At 73.9% G+C, this 18,999-nt stretch carries 14 protein-coding genes; 4 read left to right on the forward strand and 10 right to left on the reverse strand.

Annotated elements, in window-relative coordinates; all coding sequences use genetic code 11:
* Nucleotides 1-28 precede the first annotated feature (28 nt).
* Nucleotides 29-1,036 (forward strand): hypothetical protein, encoded by a 1,008-nt coding sequence (locus ACFZAX_RS29800; RefSeq protein WP_390965414.1) that lies wholly within the window; start codon nt 29-31, stop codon nt 1,034-1,036.
* 266 nt (nt 1,037-1,302) lie between these two features.
* Here the strand turns inward: ACFZAX_RS29800 and ACFZAX_RS29805 are convergent, their stop codons facing one another.
* From ACFZAX_RS29805 to ligD, 7 genes are all read right to left on the reverse strand, one after another.
* Nucleotides 1,303-2,382, reverse strand: a complete 1,080-nt coding sequence (locus ACFZAX_RS29805; protein WP_390965495.1) for an amidase family protein — start codon at nt 2,380-2,382, stop codon at nt 1,303-1,305.
* A 170-nt stretch (nt 2,383-2,552) separates the two neighbouring features.
* On the reverse strand, nt 2,553-4,031 hold the full coding sequence (locus ACFZAX_RS29810; RefSeq protein ID WP_390965415.1) for a penicillin-binding transpeptidase domain-containing protein: 1,479 nt from the start codon (nt 4,029-4,031) through the stop codon (nt 2,553-2,555).
* On the reverse strand, nt 4,028-5,407 hold the full coding sequence (locus tag ACFZAX_RS29815; RefSeq protein ID WP_390965416.1) for an FtsW/RodA/SpoVE family cell cycle protein: 1,380 nt from the start codon (nt 5,405-5,407) through the stop codon (nt 4,028-4,030). Before ACFZAX_RS29815 ends, ACFZAX_RS29810 begins: the two co-directional genes overlap by 4 nt.
* Before the next feature lie 190 nt (nt 5,408-5,597).
* Nucleotides 5,598-6,101 carry an SH3 domain-containing protein gene (locus tag ACFZAX_RS29820; protein WP_390965417.1) on the reverse strand — a complete coding sequence of 168 codons (504 nt, stop codon included), beginning with the start codon at nt 6,099-6,101 and terminating at the stop codon, nt 5,598-5,600.
* A 271-nt stretch (nt 6,102-6,372) separates the two neighbouring features.
* Nucleotides 6,373-6,723, reverse strand: a complete 351-nt coding sequence (locus tag ACFZAX_RS29825; protein WP_390965418.1) for a zinc-ribbon domain-containing protein — start codon at nt 6,721-6,723, stop codon at nt 6,373-6,375.
* 124 nt (nt 6,724-6,847) lie between these two features.
* Entirely contained in the window at nt 6,848-8,953 is a 2,106-nt protein-coding gene (locus tag ACFZAX_RS29830) for a HEAT repeat domain-containing protein (RefSeq protein WP_390965496.1), read from the reverse strand.
* A 461-nt stretch (nt 8,954-9,414) separates the two neighbouring features.
* Nucleotides 9,415-10,332 (reverse strand): non-homologous end-joining DNA ligase, encoded by a 918-nt coding sequence (gene ligD / locus ACFZAX_RS29835; protein ID WP_390965419.1) that lies wholly within the window; start codon nt 10,330-10,332, stop codon nt 9,415-9,417.
* 142 nt (nt 10,333-10,474) lie between these two features.
* Here ligD and ACFZAX_RS29840 point away from each other — a divergent pair, with 142 nt between their 5' ends.
* On the forward strand, nt 10,475-11,632 hold the full coding sequence (locus ACFZAX_RS29840; protein ID WP_390965420.1) for a Ku protein: 1,158 nt from the start codon (nt 10,475-10,477) through the stop codon (nt 11,630-11,632).
* Between the two features lie 88 nt (nt 11,633-11,720).
* On the opposite strand, the gene ACFZAX_RS29845 is transcribed toward ACFZAX_RS29840, so the two are convergent.
* Together ACFZAX_RS29845 and ACFZAX_RS29850 are read right to left on the reverse strand one after the other, a co-directional pair.
* A complete protein-coding gene (locus ACFZAX_RS29845; protein WP_390965498.1) occupies nt 11,721-13,361 on the reverse strand; it encodes a hypothetical protein in 1,641 nt (546 codons plus the stop codon).
* 386 nt (nt 13,362-13,747) lie between these two features.
* Nucleotides 13,748-14,494 carry a methyltransferase domain-containing protein gene (locus tag ACFZAX_RS29850; protein ID WP_390965421.1) on the reverse strand — a complete coding sequence of 249 codons (747 nt, stop codon included), beginning with the start codon at nt 14,492-14,494 and terminating at the stop codon, nt 13,748-13,750.
* Nucleotides 14,495-14,921: 427 nt separating this feature from the next.
* Here ACFZAX_RS29850 and glyA point away from each other — a divergent pair, with 427 nt between their 5' ends.
* Nucleotides 14,922-16,232, forward strand: coding sequence for a serine hydroxymethyltransferase (gene glyA / locus ACFZAX_RS29855; protein WP_390965422.1), 1,311 nt, complete (start codon nt 14,922-14,924; stop codon nt 16,230-16,232).
* 178 nt (nt 16,233-16,410) lie between these two features.
* Complete coding sequence (locus tag ACFZAX_RS29860) at nt 16,411-17,715, forward strand: cytochrome P450 (RefSeq protein WP_390965423.1); 1,305 nt, start codon at nt 16,411-16,413, stop codon at nt 17,713-17,715.
* 82 nt (nt 17,716-17,797) lie between these two features.
* On the opposite strand, the gene ACFZAX_RS29865 is transcribed toward ACFZAX_RS29860, so the two are convergent.
* Nucleotides 17,798-18,832 (reverse strand): ScbA/BarX family gamma-butyrolactone biosynthesis protein, encoded by a 1,035-nt coding sequence (locus ACFZAX_RS29865; RefSeq protein ID WP_390965424.1) that lies wholly within the window; start codon nt 18,830-18,832, stop codon nt 17,798-17,800.
* Between the last annotated feature and the right edge of the window lie 167 nt (nt 18,833-18,999).

Genomic DNA, 18,999 nt, shown 5'->3' on the forward strand with positions numbered 1-18,999 from the left:
TGTCAGGCCGGTGCCGTAGCGTGGGCGCATGACCACGCCGCCCCCGCCGCCGGGCCCCTACGGCCCTCCGACGCCGCCGTCCCAGCCGCCCCAGCCGTCGCCGCAGTACCCGCCGTACCCCGGCACCCCCCAACAGCCGGGCGCGTTCCCGCAGCAGACGGGGCCCGGACATCCGAACGCCCCGCAGCAGTCGCAGCCCCAGCCGGGGTACGGCTACCCGAACGCCCCGCAGCAGCCGCAGCCCCAGCCGGGGTACGGCTACCCGAACCCGCAGCAGCCGCAGGCCCAGCCGGGGTACGGCTACCCGAACCCGCAGCAGCCGCAGCCCGCCTGGGGCCAGCCCGGTTGGGGTCAGCCCGGGATACCCGGGCAGCCGACGGCGCCGGGCTGGCCGGCCCAGCCCCCGCGCAAGAAGCCGGTCAAGCTGATCGTCGGCATCCTCGTCGGCGCGCTGGTGGTGGTCGGCGGTGTCGCGTACGGGGTCTCGCAACTCATCGACAAGGGCACCGACGCCGTCTACCCGGCGGCCGTGAACAAGCTGGTGGTCCAGAAGACCCTGCTGGACGGGGAGTTCACGCTCGACAGCGACACGTCCGACTCCGACGGCGCGGATATCGAGAACACTCCGGACCTCAGCATCCGCGACGCGCAGGCCGTCGTCGCCCAGTACGGTGCCGAGGACGGCGGAGTCCTCATCGTCTCCGGGATGTACGGCCGCATCGCCGACCCCGGGTTCACCCGCGACTCCATCATGAAGGGGGCTGCCGGGGCGGAGGGGAACACCGTGGTGGTGCCCGCCGAGGAGTTCACCCCCGACGGCTACGACATCACGATCGCGTGCCAGGTGCAGCAGACGGGGACCGGGGACGCGACCTCGGCCATCCCGATGTGCGCGTGGGGCGACGACAACACCGGTGCCATGGTCGCGTTGCTGAGGGTCGAGGACGCGCTGGTGGCCGCCGAGGACGTCGATCTGGAGAAGGCGGCGGCGGAGACCGCGAAGATCCGCGAGGAGATGCTGAAGCCGATCAAGTAGTGCCGTGCCGGCATGGGTTCCCCCTGAGGAGCGTCGTCCGGTGCGCGCGATCGCGAGACGGCCGGAAGCCTTCGCACCAGAAGTCCCGGTAACGGACCCGTCAGGGCTCAACGGCCGGCGCGGGCGGCGGTGTCCTCGGCGGGGCCGGGGACGGCGGTGCGGACCAGCACGACGGCGAGCGGTATCCAGACGCGCAGCACCACCTGCCGGGCGCCCGCCGTGTCCGGCGCGAGTCCGGCCAGGTGGGGGACCAGAGGCCTCCTGGCTCAGGGGAGCGCCGGCCCCACCCGGGGCAGCGCACCCTCCGCCGCACGGACCGCCGCGAGGAGCCACGCGTCCGCGCCCCGGTCGGCCACCCACTGGAGGCCGACCGGGCAGCCGTCCCCGGTGAACCCGGCGGGAGCGCTCGCCGCCGGATGCCCGCTCAGGTTGAACGCCCAGGTCAGCGCGGTCGAGTAGACCTCGCCCGGCCCCTCGTGCCCGTGCGGTCGGTTGGGCGTGGTGGGCGTCAGCAGCAGTGGCGTACGCGCGAACAGGCCGTCCAGTACGAGGTCGTTCGCGCGCCGGGTCTCCACCGCCACGGGGTCCCCCGGCGCCCCGCCCCGTACGGCCAGCCAGGCCGGCGCCGGGTCGCGCAGCGCGCAGCCGCCGGGCACCAGCCGCACCACGCCCGCCGCCACCAGCCGGTCCACGGCCGCCCGCACCACCTCGGCCACCTCCGGATCGACGTCCGCGAAGCCCAGGTCCAGGCTCAGCACGGCGGGCACCGGGAGCCGCACCGCCACCGGCTCGTACCCCTCCAGCACATGGCGCAGATACGGTTCCGCAGCCGCCGCCGACGCGGCCAGCACTCCGGCCGACGCGAGCCCCGTACGGTCCGGCGAGGGCAGCAGCCCGTTCGTCGTCTTCAGCCCGAACACCCCGCACCACGCGGCCGGCAGGCGCACCGACCCGGCGCCGTCGCTGCCCGTGGCGAGCGGGACCATTCCCGCCGCGACCGCCACCGCCGACCCGGCCGAGGAGCCGCCCGGGGTGCGGTCCGGCCGCCAGGGGTTGCGGGTCCTGCCGTACGCGCCCTGCCCCCAGGTCTGCCAGTACGTGCCCGGCCCCGGCACCGCCGTCGAGCCCACCGGAACCCCGCCCGCCGCGACCAGCCGCCGGGCCGCGTACGAATGGAGCCCGGCCGGTCCCTTCACCGCGAACGGCAGCGCGCCCAGCGGCAGCAGGGCCGCCCCGGGCTCCCGGGCGAGAGCCTCGCGACGCCACACCTCGATGAACGCGCCGAGCGACGGATCGAGTGCGTCGATCCGCTCCAGCGCCCGCCCCACCGCACCGGTCCCGTTCATCGCCCGCCCCACCGCACCGGTCCCGTTCATCGCCCGCCCCACCGCACCGGTCCCGTTCATCGCCCGCCCCACCGCACCGGTCCCGTCCCTCGCACCAGTGTCACCCGCACGGAACGCGGTGTCCCCCGAACGGCTGCCACCGCATCAGCCGGTCCGCCGAGCCCCCGGAATCACTCCTGCTCCAGCGCCGCTTCCATCACCGCCCGCGCGATGGGTGCCGCGCTGCCGCCGCCGCTGATGTCGGCGCGGTCCGCCGCCGCGTCCTCCACCACCACCGCGACCGCCACCTCCGGCCGGCCGGCACCCTCCGACTGCGCCCAGCAGATGAACCAGGCGTACGGCGCCCCCGAGTTGTCGACCCCGTTCTGGGCGGTGCCCGTCTTGCCGCCGACCGTGACGCCGTCGATCGCCGCGTTGGTGCCGGTGCCGTTCTCCACCACGTCGACCATCATCCGCCGCAGCTGCACGGCCGTCGACGGACTCATCGCCCGCCGGTAGGAGCGGGTGGAGGTCTGCGACACCGTGTCGCCGTCGTGCTTGGTCGTACGGTCCACCAGATGCGGTCGGGCGATCTCGCCGTCGTTCGCCACGGCGGCGGCGACCATCGCCATCTGGAGCGGGGTGGCCGTCGTGTCGAACTGCCCGATCGAGGACTGCGCCAGCTGGTCGTCGCTCATCTCCGTGTCGAAGTTGCTCTTCGCCACCCCCGACGGAATCCGCAGCCCGTCGTCGTTGAAGCCGAAGTCGCCCGCCGCCTCCACCATCCCGTCCAGGCCGACTTCCACCCCGAGATGTGCCATCACGGTGTTGCAGGAGACCCGGATCGCCTCCGCCAGCGACGCCTTCTCACAGCCGCTCGACTCGTTGGGCAGCACGGTGGACGTGCCCGGCAGGACGTACGGGGACGGGGTGTCGGTCTCCTCGTCCGGGTCGTCCACCACCCCGGCGTCCAGCGCCGCCGCCGCCGTCACGATCTTGAAGGCCGAACCGGGCGGATACGTCTGCCGGATGGCGCGGTTGAGCATCGGCCGGCTCTCCGAGGCGTTGAGCCGTGTCCACGCGTCGGTCACCGCCGATCCGGTGCCGGAGAGCCGCTCGGGGTCGTACGACGGGGAGGAGACCAGGGCCAGGACCTTCCCGGTCGACGGCTCCAGCGCGGCCACCGCGCCCTTGCGCCCGGCCAGCCCCTCGTACGCGGCCCGCTGCACCGCGTCCCGGACGGTGGTGACCACGTCGCCGCCGGGCTGCCGGCCCCGGGTGAGGTCGTTCCAGAGCGGCAGCGGGGCGAGCAGCGAGGAGGTCCCGGAGAGGATGTCGTCCTCGGCGTTCTCGATGAGGGTGGTGCCGTACGTCTGCGAGGCGTAGCCGGTGACGGGCGCGTACAGCGGGCCGTGGAGGTAGGTGCGTTCCCAGGCGAGCTGCTCGCCGGTGTCCGTGGAGCCGGTGACGGTGGCCGTCGCGTCGCCGCTGCCCGTGTGCACCAGGATGTCGCCCCGGGGCTGGTCGTAACGGGCGATCGTGTTGCGTCGGTTGGCAGGGTTGGCGGTCAGCTCGTCGGCCTCGAAGACCTGGACGCGGGCCGCGTTCGCCAGCAGCGCCAGCAACAGCAGCAGACAGAACGCGGCGGCCCGCCGGATGTACCGGATCACTGCTCGTCCTCCACGATCGGGGCGATGACGCCGGTCTCCGGCCGGCCCGGGCGCGGGGTACGGGCCTGGTCGCTGACCCGGATCAGCAGCGCCACGATGATCCAGTTGGTGACGACCGAGGAACCGCCCTGCGCCAGGAACGGCATCGCCATGCCCGTCAGCGGGATCAGCCCCATCACCCCGCCCGCGATCACGAACACCTGGAGCGCCAGGATCGAGGCGAGCCCGACGGCGAGCAGCTGCCCGAACGGGTCGCGCAGCGCGAGCCCCGCCCGGTAACCGCGCGCCACCATCAGCGCGTACAGCAGGAAGACGGCGGTCAGCCCGGCCAGGCCCAGCTCCTCGCCCGCCGTCGCCAGGATGAAGTCGGACTTCGCGGCGAAGCCGATCAGGACCGAGTGCCCGAGCCCGAGGCCCGTACCGAGCATCCCGCCCTCGGCGAACGCGAAGAGCGACTGGGCCAGCTGGCTCGGTCCCCGTCCCGCGTCGATGGTGGCGAAGGGGTCCAGCCAGTCCTGCACCCGGCTGTGCACATGGGGTTCGAACGAGCCGACGACGAAGGCCCCGACCGCCGCGAGCAGCAGTCCGACCGCGATCCAGCCGATGCGCCCGGTCGCCACGTACAGCAGGATCACGAACAGTCCGAAGAAGAGCAGCGAGGTCCCCAGGTCCCGTTCGAGGACGAGGACCCCGACGCTCAGCAGCCAGATCGCCACGATCGGACCGAGCACCCGGCCGGTGGGCAGCTGGAGCTTCCAGACCGTGCGGCCCGAGTACGCGAGGGCGTTGCGGTTGGCCGCGAGGTACGCGGCGAAGAACACCGCCAGCAGGATCTTCGCGAACTCGCCGGGCTGGAAGGAGAACCCGCCGACCCGGATCCAGATGCGGGCGCCGTTCACCGCCGGGAAGAAGATCGGCACGATCATCAGCACCAGCGCGGTCGCGACCGAGAGATAGGCGTACCGCTGGAGCACCCGGTGGTCGCGGAGCAGCACCACCACCACGATGAAGAGCGCCACCCCGAGCGTCGACCAGATCAGCTGGGTGGGCGCCGCCGTGTCCGAGGGCGTCTCCAGGTCGAGCCGGTAGATCAGCACCAGGCCCAGCCCGTTGAGGAGCACGGCGATCGGCAGCAGCAGCGGATCGGCGTACGGGGCGCGGAAGCGGACCGCCAGATGCGCGAGGAGCGCCAGCAGCCCGAGCCCCCCGCCGTAACCCGCGACGTCGGGCGGTACGGCGTCGTCGTGGGCGAGGCCGACCGCCGCGTAGCCGTAGACGCAGATGAGGACCGCCCCGACGAGGAGGGAGAGCTCCACGCCGCGCCGTTTGGGCAGCCGGAGCGGGGGCGGGGGAGAGTCCACCGTCGGTGCGGTCATGTCAGGAACGTAGCAAGCGCTGGGTGCTATTTCCCTTATGTGGCATTTTCGTGGTCCTGCTGATGTCCCGGTCCCTCGGCTCCGCCGACCCGGGACGCGCCGCCGCCCGGGTCCTCGCGAGGCGAGCGGCCCGGGCGGCGGCGGTGCGGTCGAGGGGGCATGCGGTGACGGCGCGTGCGGTGAAGGCGCGTCAGCACCAGTCGGGGGCCGCACCGATGTTCTCGATGTAGCGCGCGGAACCCCAGGCCCAGGTGCCGTTGGTCAGCAGGTACCAGCGGTCGTTGCCGTCCACGCTGTCGCCCCGGGTCTTGCAGAAGATGTCGACGATCGTGCCGTACGGCACCTCGCCCACGATCCGGCTGCTGCGGGTCGGGCGGTCGCGGAGCAGCAGGCTCGGCCGGGCGATGACCCGCCCCCGGTACGTCACCTTCGGCGCCGCGGGCGTCACCTGCGGGTCGGTCGCCGGCCTCCCGTGGTCACCCGGCTTCACCTGCGGCTCGACGGCCGGCTTCCCGTGGGTGGCGGGCCCCCAGTGCCCGGGCGCCGGGTCGTCGGAGGCGATGACGTGGTGGTGCGGGTGGTCCATCGGCTGCGGGAGAGGGCCGGCGGCGAACGTCGGCGCGGCGGCCGTCAGCGCGGCGAGCACGCCGGCGGCGACACCGAGGCCGATGCGGCGGAGGGACGAAGAGGACATGCTGCCTCCAGAAAACGTGGGGGGCGAGGTGCGGGGCCGCGGCCCGGGGGCCGCTCCCCGCACGCTAGGTTCGCCACGCCGCGCGCGCATAGAGTCGCTCCGGGTGATGTACGCGGACGGGGGACGGCCGATGGGCCGTCCGGGTGTATCCGCCACCCGCCCGCTCCGGCCCGTGCGCCCCGGCCGGCGGTCCGGGCGCCGCAAGGCCGCCGCGCACGGACCCCGCCGGAGTGCCGCGCCAGGAGCGCGGCGCCCCGGTGGCGTGCCCGCCTCAGCTGTTGTACGGGTTCTGGCCCGGGGCTCGACCCTGGTGCGGGGCCTGGCCCGGCTGGGCGGGGTGGCCGGCCTGGCCCGCCTGGCCGAAGGGGTTGGCGCCGTCCGGGCCCGCCGTGTACTGGGCCAGCAGGGCGTCCGCCTGTTCCTTGGCTATCTTCTGCTCCCCGCCGCAGAAGGTGCACTGCGTCGCGTACTTGACGGAGATCGGGAAGAGCGGGACGAAGAACAGCGTGAACTTGGTGACCCGCTTGCGGAGGGTGTGCGCGGCCGGGTTGCCGCACCAGCCGCACACCATCGTCAGGACGGCCAGCTGGTACAGGTAGCCCCGAGTGCCGAAAATGATCATGTCGTGTCTCTCCTTGTTGCCTTCGGTACGGTTCTGCCGCGGGCCCGTCGGCCCGCCTCCCCGCGATGCGGTGCACCGGTCGGTCCGGCACCCCTGTGGTCCGGCCGCCCGGACGCGCGCCGGCTCAGCCCCGGCCGTCCCCGTGGCGCAGCGCCTGCCGGCACAGCGTCAGCAGGCGTTCGTCCTCCTGGACGTCCGTGCCGGAGTACCCGCCGTCCCGGGCGTTGTGACGGCGTACGGAGGACAGCTCGGCGCGCAGGGCGTGCGCCGCCCCGGACCCTGCCGCAGCCGCCCCCGTCCGCGCCAGCGTGCCCGCCACCCGGACGCGGACGTACGCGTTCTGCGTCCACGCGGCCAGCAGCACCGGCCACGTTCCGGTGGACCGTCCCGAAACCTTGCACAGCGCGAGCGCCGCGTCCACCCGTACCCAGAGTTCGTCGTGCTCCAGCAGGGCCCGCAGCCGGGGTTCGGCCACCCCCGCCCTGCCACCGAGCCGGCCCAGCGCCTCGGCCGCCGCCCGCAGGTCGCGGCCCTCCTCCGCCGCCAGCCCGTCGAGCAGCACCGGGAGCACCGCGTCGACGTCGCCGGAGACCGAGTAGAGGGCGTTCGCCGCGTCGACCGCCCCGCGCGGATCCGGCCCGCGCATCAGCGTCTCCAGCTCCCCGACCGCGCCCCGCGCCCCCGGCCCGAACGCGCCGAGCGCCCGCAACGCCGACAGCCGCACGTGCCAGGCCGAGGGCCCCCGTACGCCCCGCAGGACGCGCAGCACCTCGGGCGTCGCCTCGTCCGCACGCAGCGAGGCGAGGGCGTCCATCAGCCCGGTCGCGCCGTCGTACTCGGACGGCGTCCGCCCGGCCTCCGCCAGTCTTTGGCGCAGCGCCCCGGCCAGCGGGGACGCGGCCGGACCGAGCGCCGCCACGGCGTGCCCGAGGTTGTTCGGCACGCCCGGCAGCTCCAGGACGGCGGCCAGCACCGGCAGCGCCCGGGGGTCGCCGACGTTGGCCAGCGCCCGTACCGCCGGGTCGAGGCTCGGCTGCCCGTGGTCCCACTGTCTGACCCAGCGCTCGGGTGTGAGCGCCACCCGTGCCGCCAGCGCGTCCGCCGCCGGGGCGGCGAGGGTGTGGATGTCGGCCAGCAGATGCGCCGCGGCCTCGCTGAGCCGGGGGTCGGGCTCGGCGAGCTGTTCCCCGACCAGCCGCACCACCTCGTCGTACGAGCCCCGCCACGCCCGGATCAGCCCGCCGCTCATCCGGACCGCGTCCAGCCGCTGTCCCTCGTCCGGGCTGCACAGCTGGTCGGCCAGGAGCGCCACCCGGTCCTCCACACGGTCGCCGAGCGCCCCGTGCAGGGTGCGCAGCAGATCGGCGGCCCAGGGGGCGCCCCGCCCGGCCGCCTCCGCCGCCTGGAGGGCGCGCAACTGGCCGATCAGGGTCGGCGACTGGGCGCCCTCCCGGGAGGCCGCCTCGGCTGCGGCCCGGGTGGCCGGGCCGGACGGCGGGTGCGCCGCGCGCAGGTCCCGCAGCAGGGCGGCGACCCTGGGCACGATGTCGACGGGGAGTGCGCCGGGCGCGCACCGCGCCAACTGCGCGAGGGCCGCCAGCCGCAGGCCCGGCGCGTACTCCTGCATGGCGAGCCGGCTCAGCCAGTGCGCCGCCGCGTCGGCCACCGTGTCGTGGCGCAGCGCGAGGCGGCCGGCCGCCTCCACGAGGGCGAGCCGCACCTCCTCGTCCTGCTCCACCGGCAGGCGCTTCCGCAGCAGCCCGAGACATCGCTCCGGTTCGGGGTGGAGCGTCGCGAGCGCCAGAGGAGCCGCGAGCCGCACGCCGCGATCGCGGTCGTCCAGCAGCTGGACGAAGACCTCCGCACCGGCGCAGACGGCCGCCGCGGCCATGGCGTAGTTGGCGGCGCCCTCGATCTCGTCCTCGTCGAGTTCGTCCTCGTCGTCCTCGTCCAGCTCGATGCCGCCGATGCTGGTCAGCAGCTCCACGACGCTGCCGCGCTCGGCCACCGAGGGGTCGGCGACCAGCTCGAAGAGGAACGGGATGCACGCGAGCGTGCAGGCGTACACGTCGCCCTGGTGGTGGACGGCGCCGTACATCCCGTCCAGGGCGCGTTCGCGTTGCGCCGGGTCCGCGGAGGCCAGCCCCGCCAGCAGCGCCGGAACATCGTCGGCCGGTCCGTAGGCATGCTGCATCGAGGCCCAGTCCACCTCGTCGATCCCCGAGAACACTCCGGCCATCCCCTCCCCGATCACGACGCTCAACCGCTGCGACGGCGCACGGCCGGAGTTGGTTCCCGGGACGACCCGTGCCCGCCTCGCACCGAGTCTGCCCCAGGTCCGCGGTGGTCCGCCCGGGGGACGGGGCTTTCCCGCCGCCGCGGAGCGGGGCTGTGGGAGAGCTGTGGTGCGGGAGGTCCCGGAGACGGCCCGTGGGGGCGGCCGGGCGGCACCCGTGCGCCCCGGGGCGCATCTTCACCGGGCCGTCTGCCGGGCGACGCCTGGCACGCACGCACGCGCGCCGCGTTGCCGGGGTCGCCCCGGTACATCCAGGATCGGGGTGAGACTCCGCCTCGCGCTCGCACGCCCCGGCCGCCGCCCCGGCCGCCGCCCCGGCCGCCGCCCCGGCCGCCGCCGCGGCCCGGCCTCCGGCCGAACAGTGACGGCTCGAAGACGCCCCACGGCAGGCGCCGTCACGCGCCGGGGCGGCGCCCCCGGCGGCCCACGGGCAGCGGGCGGGCCCGATTCGGGTTGATGAGCGGCCCGAGCAGGTCACCGTACGTCTCCAGGCGTGCGGCCATGTCGCCCGCGAGGAACACCAGCTCCTCCGGGGCGCCGCACGCCTCGATCTCCTCCCAGGTGAGGGGCGCGGAGACGGCCGGTTCGGGGCGCGCACGGAGGGTGTAGGGGGTGGCGGTGGTCTTCGCTGCCGCGTTCTGGCTGAAATCGACGAACACCTTCCCCGGGCGCAGATCGCGCTTCATCCGGTGGACGACCAGATCCGGCAGTGCGGCCTCCGCCTCGACCGCGAGCTTCTTCGCGTACGCCGTCACCCTGTCGGACGGGGTGGGCTCCAGGGGGACCAGCAGATGGAGCCCCTTGGAGCCGGAGGTCTTCCCGTACGCGAGCAGCCCGTCGGACGCCAGCCGCTCGCGCAGCCACCCGGCGACCGCGCAGCATTCGACCACGCTCGCCGGGGCGCCCGGGTCCAGGTCGAAGACCATCCGGTCGGCGACCGCCGGTGCGTCCGCCTGCCACTGCGGGGTGTGGAACTCGACCATCAGATTGGCCGCCCACATCAGCGAGGCCAGGTCCTGCACCAGGACCTGGGCGGCCTCCCGCTCCCCCCGGTGCGGAACGCGCGCCGTACGCACCCAGGCGGGCGTACCGGGCGGCGGGTTCTTGGAGAAGAAGTGCTGTCCCTCCGCACCGTCCGGATACCGCAGGAAGGAGACCGGCCGGTTGTACAGATGGGCGAGCAGCGCCCCCGCGACCGTGGCGGCGTAGTAGTGCAGCACCTCGCCCTTGGTCGTGCCGGTCGCCGGGTACACCACCTTGTCCAGGTTGCTGAGCGCCAGCCGCCGCCCCTCCACCTCCGTGATCGGCGTCATACGATAAGAATCACACGAATCGCCCGACATATGCGTCATGTGCCGGAGTGGCCGGGACCGCTGGGTGTGGTCGTGGGAATCGCCGGGCGTGGCCCCGGGACTCGCCGGGCGTGGTCGTCGGAAGGGGTCGAGAGTGAGCTCCATGAGGTCCATCTGGAACGGCGCCATCTCGTTCGGGCTGGTCAGCATCCCGGTCAAGCTGATGAACGCCACCGAGAACCACTCCGTCTCCTTCCGCCAGGTCCACCTGACCGACGGCGGCCGCATCCGCTACCGCAAGGTCTGCGAGGTCGACGAGGAGGAGGTGACCTCCGCCGAGACCGGCAAGGCGTACGAGGACGCGGACGGCACCCTCATCCCGATCACCGACGAGGACCTCGCCTCGCTCCCGCTCCCCACGAACAAGACGATCGAGATCCTCGGCTTCGTCCCGGCCACCCGGATCGACCCGCTCCAGATGGACACCGCCTACTACCTCTCCGCGAACGGCGTCCCGGCGGCGAAGCCGTACACCCTCCTGCGGGAGGCGCTGAAGCGCAGCGAGAAGGTGGCCGTCGCCAAGTTCGCCCTGCGGGGGCGGGAACGGCTCGGGATGCTGCGGGTGGCCGAGGACGTGATCGTGATGCACGGACTCCTGTGGCCGGACGAGCTGCGGTCGCCCGAGGACGTCGTACCGGACACCGCGGCCAAGGTGCGCGACGCCGAACTCGATCTGGCCGACGCCCTGATGGACACCCTCGGCGGGGTGGACCTGGACACGCTCCACGACGACTACCGCGAGGCGGTGGAGGAGCTGGTCGCCGCCAAGGCCGCGGGCGAGCCGCTGGCACCCGCCCGGGAGGAGGACACCGGCGGAAAGGTCATCGACCTGGTAGCCGCCCTGGAGAAGAGCGTCCGCGCGGCGAAGGAGTCACGGGACGGGGAAGGAGGCGGGGAGGACGGCGCGGACGGCAAGGTGGCCGACGTCCACCACATCGGGCGCACCACGCGCACCACGCCGGCCGGCAGGAGCGTCTCCCGCTCGGCCGGCCCGGACTCCGGCAGGCCGCGGCCCGAGGAGAGCGGGGCGAAGAAGTCCACCGCCAAGGGGACGGCCCGGAAGCCGGCGGCGAAGAAGGCTCCCGCGAAGAAGACGTCCGGGGGGAAGGCGGGGACGAGGACGACCGCGAAGGGGAAGACGGCGAAGAAGGCACCCGCGGCACCCGCGAAGAAGAGGACGTCCTCCGCCGAGCCGGCGACGAAGAAGACGGCGGCGGGCAGGAGCGCCTCGGGCGGGCGGAGCTCACGCTCCTCCGCCTGAACGCCCTGAACGCCCTGAACGTCCCTGGCCGTCCTCCCCAGCCGTCCGCCCCCGGCCGTCTACCCCCGGGCGTTCTTTCCCGGGCCGGTCAGGCGATGTCCGACGGATCGATCGACGGCAGGTCCAGCGAGGGCGGGTCCAGCCCGAAGGGGTCGTCCTGCTCGACGACGTACGTGCACGAGGTGTAGGTGTACCCGGGCTCGATCTTCGAACCGTCCGCATAGCTGTCCACGGCCGCGCTCGCCCCGGTCCCGTGCTTGTACAGGAAGTGGTAGTCACCGGCGGGCAACTGCAGACGCGCCTTCGGGTAGCTCTTCCCGCTCGCCTTGCAGGCCTGCCGGTTCCCGGCGGCCGTGCTGTCGTACCGCCCGCAACTCCCGCACGCCTTCAGGGTGACGGTGCCGGTGACCGGTCCGGTGTAGAGGACCTCCACCGTGTTGGGCGCGTCGTTGCTGATGACGAGCTCCATCGTGGGGCCGCCCGGCCGCTTCGCCCGGGGCAGCTTTTCCCCGGCGGCGGGGCGGTTCTCGGCGATCTCGGCGGCTATCGAGATGTTCCGCGCCTGCCCGCGCCGCCCGTCGTCCTTGTACGTGTCGGCGAAGTCGGTCAGCGTGGAGCGCGCCTCGCTGAACTTCTTCTCCGTGAACTGGTCCACCCCGCAGGCGTACACCCCGTCCCGGACGCCCCGGTCCGCGCGGGCGGCCGAGGCCTTGAGGTCGTCCCCGGTCAGGGCGCCGACGGTCGCGCTCATGCTGCGCAGGGTCTCCGTCACCGTGCACGGCTCCGCGCCGCCCAGCTTTCCGGTCTCCTCGGCGATCCGCGCGTCGACGGCCGGAGCCACCTTCGCGGCGGCGGCCGAGTCCGGGAACGTCCTCTGGAGCTCTGCCAGTTCGGCCCCCTTGGAGACGGAGGCGACGTCCGCGTCGTACGAGCCGAGCTCGGAGAGCCCGCACGCGTACAGGGACTCGGCCAGCGGCTCGTCGGGCGACTGCGCGAGGCTGCCCAGCAGTTCGGCGTCCGAGCCCTTCGGCAAGGTGCGCAGATAGCGCAGCGGCTCCAGCGCCGCGCAGAAGTCCTTCTCGGTGTACGGGACGGAGACCGCCGCGTAGTAGGACTTCAGCCGGTCCGGCACCAGCTTCCCGGCACGCGAGTCCGGGTGCTTCCGGCCGAGGTCGCGGTAGACGGCGAACGCCGAGGTGTACGCCGCCTTCGCCGTACTGAAGGACTGGCCGTCCGCCGCCGCGACCGCACGGTCGGCGGTCTCCAGCCGGCCGAGCAGCATCTCCTGCACCGCCTCGTCGCGCGCGGAGCCGTAGAGCGCCACCCCGCCCGCCGGGACGGCCAGCAGCACCAGTCCGAGCACGGCGGCCACCACCGGCCGCCAGGAGCCGGCGACCGCCGTGCGCCGCGCGACCCTCGCCGCGTCGGCGGCGGCCACCACGAGTACGACGAGGTAGGCGACGAGTACGCCGCCCGGCACTCCCTCGGGCTCGGCGGGCAGGACCGCGAGCAGCAGCAGGCCCGTCGCGGCGAGGCAGAGGGCGGCGCGGATCCAGCGGCCGGTGAGGAGATGGCCGAGACCGAGGCCGCTGAGGCCGAGCAGCCCGGCCGCGACGGCGCGCAGCCCGGCACCCGGCGGGGGAGGCCCGACCGGCCCGGCCGACGACGGCTGCCCGGCGAAAGGCGGCAGCGGCGGGGACGGCGGGGGCGGCGGGGGCGAGGGAGGCAGCGGCGGGGTGGGCGGTACGGGCGGCGGCCCCGGCGGAGGCGGCGGTGCGTCCACCGGCCCGCCCGGTCCGGAGCTCCACGCGGCCGTCGATGCCGGTCCGGAATCCTGCCCCGGTTCCCGTCCCGGGCTCGGATCAGGCCCCCGGCTCGGATCAGGCCCCCGGCTCGGAGCGGGCCCCGGGCCCGGATCAGGCCCCGGAGCGCCGTCGTACGGGTGTGCGCGTCCCTCGTCCGACTCCATACGGTCCCCCCACCGTCGAGCCCTTCCGGTCACCCTCTCTCTTCCCTTTTCTCCCTCATCCACGCACGAACCGGACGGTCCGTCACGGTCCGGGCGAACACCCCCAGCCCCACCGCACCCACCGATCACGCGGCAACGGCGCCGCATCACCGCTTCATCAGGGCGAACACCCCCCAGCCGAGGTACTCGCGCTCGTACCGGGCGTAGCGGACGGGGTCGGTGGTGAGCTCCGCACGTACCTGGGCGGCCAGTTCGTCGTCCGGGTTCCGGTCGAGCCAGCCGCGGAGGTTGAGCCACTGCGCCGCCCGGTACCTGTCCCAGCTGTCCTGGTCCGCCAGCACCATCTCCACGACGTCGTACCCGAGACCGCCGAACCGTCCGAGCAGCCCGGGCAGCGCCAGGAAGTCGGCCGGACCGCTCGCGTGGCAGCCCTCGACGGTCTCCTGGTCCGGGGGATCCCGGCGCCAGAACGGCTCACCGATCAGCATCAGGCCGCCCGGCCGCAGGCTGCGGGCCAGCAGCTCCACCGTCCCGTCCAGGCCCCCGCCGATCCAGGTCGCCCCGACGCAGGCGGCGAGGTCGACGGGCACGTCCGCGACATGCCCGGAGGCGTCGCCGTGCACGAACTCCACCCGGTCCGCCACCCCGAGTTCCGCCGCACGGGCGCGGGCCTCGGCGGTGAACACGGTGCTGATGTCGACACCCGTACCGGTGATCCCGTGGTCACGCGCCCAGGTGCACAGCAACTCGCCGGTGCCACTGGCGAGATCGAGTGCACGGGTCCCCGGTTCCAGGCGCAGGGCCCGGCCCAGGGCGGCCAGCTTGTCGGCCGTGAAAGGGTTGTGGATGCGGTGGCTGCTCTCGCGGATGGTGAAGATGCGGGGAAGGTCCACGGGCGGCTCCTCTCTTCTCGGGCGGAGTGGGCACGGAGGCGGCCTTGCCGGGCGGAGTGGGCACGGAGGCGGCCGAGCCGGGCGGAGAGGGTACGCGGACGCCGGCTCGTTCGGGCGGGACAGTCCTACGGGCCGCACGTGCCGCGTGTCCACCGGATTTCGGCCCCCGTGCCGGTCCGCGCGCCGGCCCCGTCACGCCGACGCGGTCCCCGCCGGCTCCGATCCGTCCGTGTTTTCCCGCGCGCGCTCCGGCCCGAGCCGGTAACGTCCTGGGTGCCGCGACTGGCGTGCGCCCCACGGGGGCGTTGCGTGGAAACGACCACGAGGGAGCGGCGCGCTCCGGCCCGTCCGGAGGACCACCGCCGGAGGCCGTCCGCCTGGGCATCCGGGTCCATGCCGCACGACGCGGCCGACCCGGGAGAGTCTCATGACCGTACCCGCACTCGCATCCCGAACCGCCCTGTCCGCACCGCCCTCCGCCGCCCGCCCGGCACTCGCCGCCACCGATCCCGTAGTCGCCGGGCTGATCGACGCGGAGGAGCGGCTCCAGGCCGACACCCTGCGGATGATCGCCAGCGAGAACTACGTCTCGGCAGCGGTGCTGGAGGCGTCCGGCACCGTCCTCCAGAACAAGTACTCCGAGGGCTACCCGGGCCGCCGTTACTACGAGGGCCAGCAGGTCATCGACCAGGTCGAGAGGCTGGCCGTCGAGCGCGCCAGGGCCCTGTTCGGCATGGAGCACGCCAATGTGCAGCCGTACTCGGGCTCGCCGGCCAACCTCGCCGTCTACCTCGCGTTCTGCGCCCCCGGTGACACCGTCCTCGGCATGGGTCTGCCGATGGGCGGACACCTCACCCACGGCTGGGGCGTCTCCGCCACCGGCACCTGGTTCCGGGGCGTGGGCTACGGCGTGCGCCGTGACACCGGGCGGGTCGACCTGGACGAGGTGCGCGACCTGGCCCTCGCCGAACGCCCCAAAGTGATCTTCTGCGGCGGTACGGCCGTGCCCCGCACCATCGACTTCGCGGGCTTCGCCGAGATCGCCCGTGAGACCGGTGCGGTGCTGGTCGCCGACATCGCCCACGTCGCCGGGCTGATCGCGGGCGGGGCGCACCCCTCGCCGGCCCCGTACGCCGACGTCGTCTCCACCACCACCCACAAGACGCTGCGCGGGCCGCGCGGCGCGATGCTGCTCAGCACGGCCGAGCACGCGCGCGCCCTCGACCGGGCCGTCTTCCCGGGGCTCCAGGGCGGTCCGCACAACCAGACCACCGCCGCCATCGCGGTCGCGCTCGGCGAGGCCGCGCGGCCGGACTTCTCCGGCTACGCCCACCAGGTGGTCGCCAACGCCCGGCTCCTCGGCGAAGAACTGGCCGCGCGGGGCTTCGACCTCGTCTCCGGCGGCACCGACAACCACCTGCTGCTGGTCGACCTCACCGGCAAGGACGTGCCCGGCAAGGTCGCGGCCAAGGCCCTGGACCGCGCGGGCATCGTGGTGAACCACAACTCCGTGCCGTACGACACCCGCAAGCCCTTCGACCCGTCCGGCCTGCGCATCGGCACCCCCGCGCTCACCTCGCGCGGCGTCCCGGCCTCCGCGATGGCGGACGTGGCGGCCTGGATCGACACCGTGGTCGACGCGGCACGCACCGGCGACGAGACGGTGGTCGCCCGGGTCCGCGGCGAGGTCAAGGAGTTGATGGACGCCCATCCGGCACCGGGCCTGCCGATCGTCTGAGCCGCCCGTGCGCGGAGGCGGTACGGGACTCGGGGCCTCGCGTCCCGGCCCTCGACGGGTCCCCGTACCGCCTCCGCCCCACCGGCCGGAGAAATCGGTTCGCCCCTCCGCTTGCCGAATCACCGTCTCTGCGGCCAATGTCCTCGCAGGCACGAGCCGTCCAGAGAAGAGACACAGCATGCACACGAACCCCCACGTCGCCACCGCTCCCTTCGAGCCCGCCGCCGGCACCGCCGCGCGCTGCCCGTTCCGGCTCGACCCCTCCGGTACGGACATCCAGGGCGAGGCCGCCCGTATCCGCGCGGGCGGATCGGCCACCCGGATCGAGCTGCCGGAAGGCGTTCCCGCCTGGGCCGTCGCCGACCCGGCCGTCATCACCCGGCTGCTCACCTCCCCGGACGTCTCGAAGGACGCGGCCCAGCACTGGCCCGCCTGGATCGACGGCGAGGTCGGGCCCGACTGGTCGCTGGCCCTGTGGGTCTCCATACGCAGCATGTTCACGGCGTACGGCCCCGCCCACACCCGCCTGCGCAAGCTCGTCTCCGGCGCCTTCACGGCCCACCGCACCAAGGCCCTGGCCCCCGTCGTCACCCGCATCACCGAGGAACTGCTCGACGAGATCGAGGCGTTGCCCGCGGGCGAACCGGTGGACCTGCGCGCCCGGTACGCCGGTCCGCTGCCCGCCCGTGTGATCTGCGAGCTGTTCGGCGTACCGCTGACCAGCCGCGACCGGCTCTGCACCCTCTTCGACGCCCTGTTCAGCACCGCGACCCCGGCCGAGGAAGTACGCGCCCATGCCGGGGAGCTGTACGGCATCCTCCACGAACTCGTCGCCCTCAAGCGGGAGACCCCCGGCGACGACCTCACGAGCGCGCTGGTCGCCATCCAGCGCGACGGACTCGCCTCCGGCGAACCGAATCCCCTGGACGACCAGGAACTGCTCGACACCCTCGTCCACTTCCTGTCGGCCGGGTACGAGACCACCATCAACCTGATCGACCACGCCGTGCACGCCCTGCTCACCCACCCCGACCAGCTCGAACTGATCCGCACCGGCAAGGCCGCGTGGGCGGACGCGGTCGAGGAGACACTGCGCTGGGAACCGGCCGCGGCCAACCTCATGCTCCGGTACGCCGTCGAGGACATCGACCTCGGCGACGTGGTCGTGCCCCAGGGCGACGCCCTCGTCATGGCCGTCGCCGGCGCGGGCCGCGACGAGGACCTGCACGGACCGGACGCCGACCGGTTCGACCTCACCCGGGCGACCCGCCGCGACCATCTCGCCTTCGGACACGGCGTCCACCACTGCCTCGGGGCGCCCCTCGCCAGGATGGAGGGCGTCACCGCCCTCTCCGCGCTCTTCGCCCGGTTCCCCGAACTGGCGCTCGCCGTCCCCTCGTCCTCGCTGCGCCCGGTGAAGTCCTTCATCTCCAACGGCCACCAGGAACTCCCCGTCCTGCGGGACGGGCGCCCGCAGGCCTGACGGGCACGGTCGGAAGCCGGTGGCGCACGGGCACGGAATCGGCCCGCCCGTCCGCCACCGGCCCCGGGACCTCACCCGTCCGTCACTCCGATACGGCGACGGGCGCGGCCAGCCCTTCCACCAGACTGCGGAACGCGACCCTCCCGCGCTGCGTCCCGGTCACCTCCACCGCGATCCTCCCCGGAGCACCGCCCGTGTCCGGACGGTCACCCCTGTCCGGGGCGCCGCCCGAAGACGTCTCCGGCAGCGGAACTTCGCGGGCGTCGATCCAGCACGGCGCGTCGAACTCGATGTACCGGGACGTACGCATGTCGGTGGCGAGCGGGCACCACGACCGGTCGCCCGTACCCGCGACGACGGCGTGCGCGGCCTGCTGGCTCGCCTCCATGACCACGAGCCCCGGCACATGGTCGACCGGGTGGTCCATCAGCGCCGGATTCCCGGTATCGGCGATCAACTCCCAGTGGTGCGCCCGGCCCGAAGCGCCGAGCACCACCTCGTCCGCCGCCCGCCGCCCGACCGGCGGCGCACCGACCGGCGCCGGCATGACCCCGGGCCGCCCGGTCAGGTGCGCGCCGCGCAGCCGCCGGTAGACCCGGTCGGACACCCAGGAGAACCCGGACTCGCTCCGGACGAAGACCGACCCGTGCTGCTCCAGGGCGATGGCTATGCGGATACCGTTGCGCCCGGTCCACGTGCAGACCGCCTCCGCGCGGATCGGCGACAGGTCCGTCGACCGGCGCGGATCGACGGAGTAGGACATTCCGCTCATCAGGAACTGGTGCGCGGAGCTGATCTCGAACTCGGTGTGTGCGAGGCTGAGTCCGATCTGTCTCAGGGTCTGCGCGATCAGCATGTGGTGGTGCACACTTCCGAGTGCGGGTTCGAAGAAGACGTGCCGCCCGGCCCAGTCGATGTCGAGCGCGTACGTGTTCTCGGCGAGCCGACGGTAGCCGCGGATCAGTACGTCGTCGGGCTGGACACGGTGGGCGTCCGCCGGGCGGACCGGGGGCGTGGTGCCCGGCAGGCCCCTTCCGGGCGCCGGGACCGAGGCGGTGCCGTCCGTCCTGAACTCGGGGACGGACGGGGTGTGGTGGTGCTTCACGGTGTGGTGCATGTGCTCCCCCCAGGGATGAATGCGCACGTGATCAGTGGTGGTCGAGCGCGAATACGGAGCAGTTCGGTACGTCCTCAAGGAGGCCGACCGGAAGGGCCGTTGAGGGCGGGGAGCGCGGCCGGGCACAAGGCCGCCGGCGCCGCCTCAACTGGAGGCCGCCGGGAACG

It is taken from the genome of Streptomyces sp. NPDC008125, assembly GCF_042957125.1.
Lineage (GTDB): Bacteria > Actinomycetota > Actinomycetes > Streptomycetales > Streptomycetaceae > Streptomyces.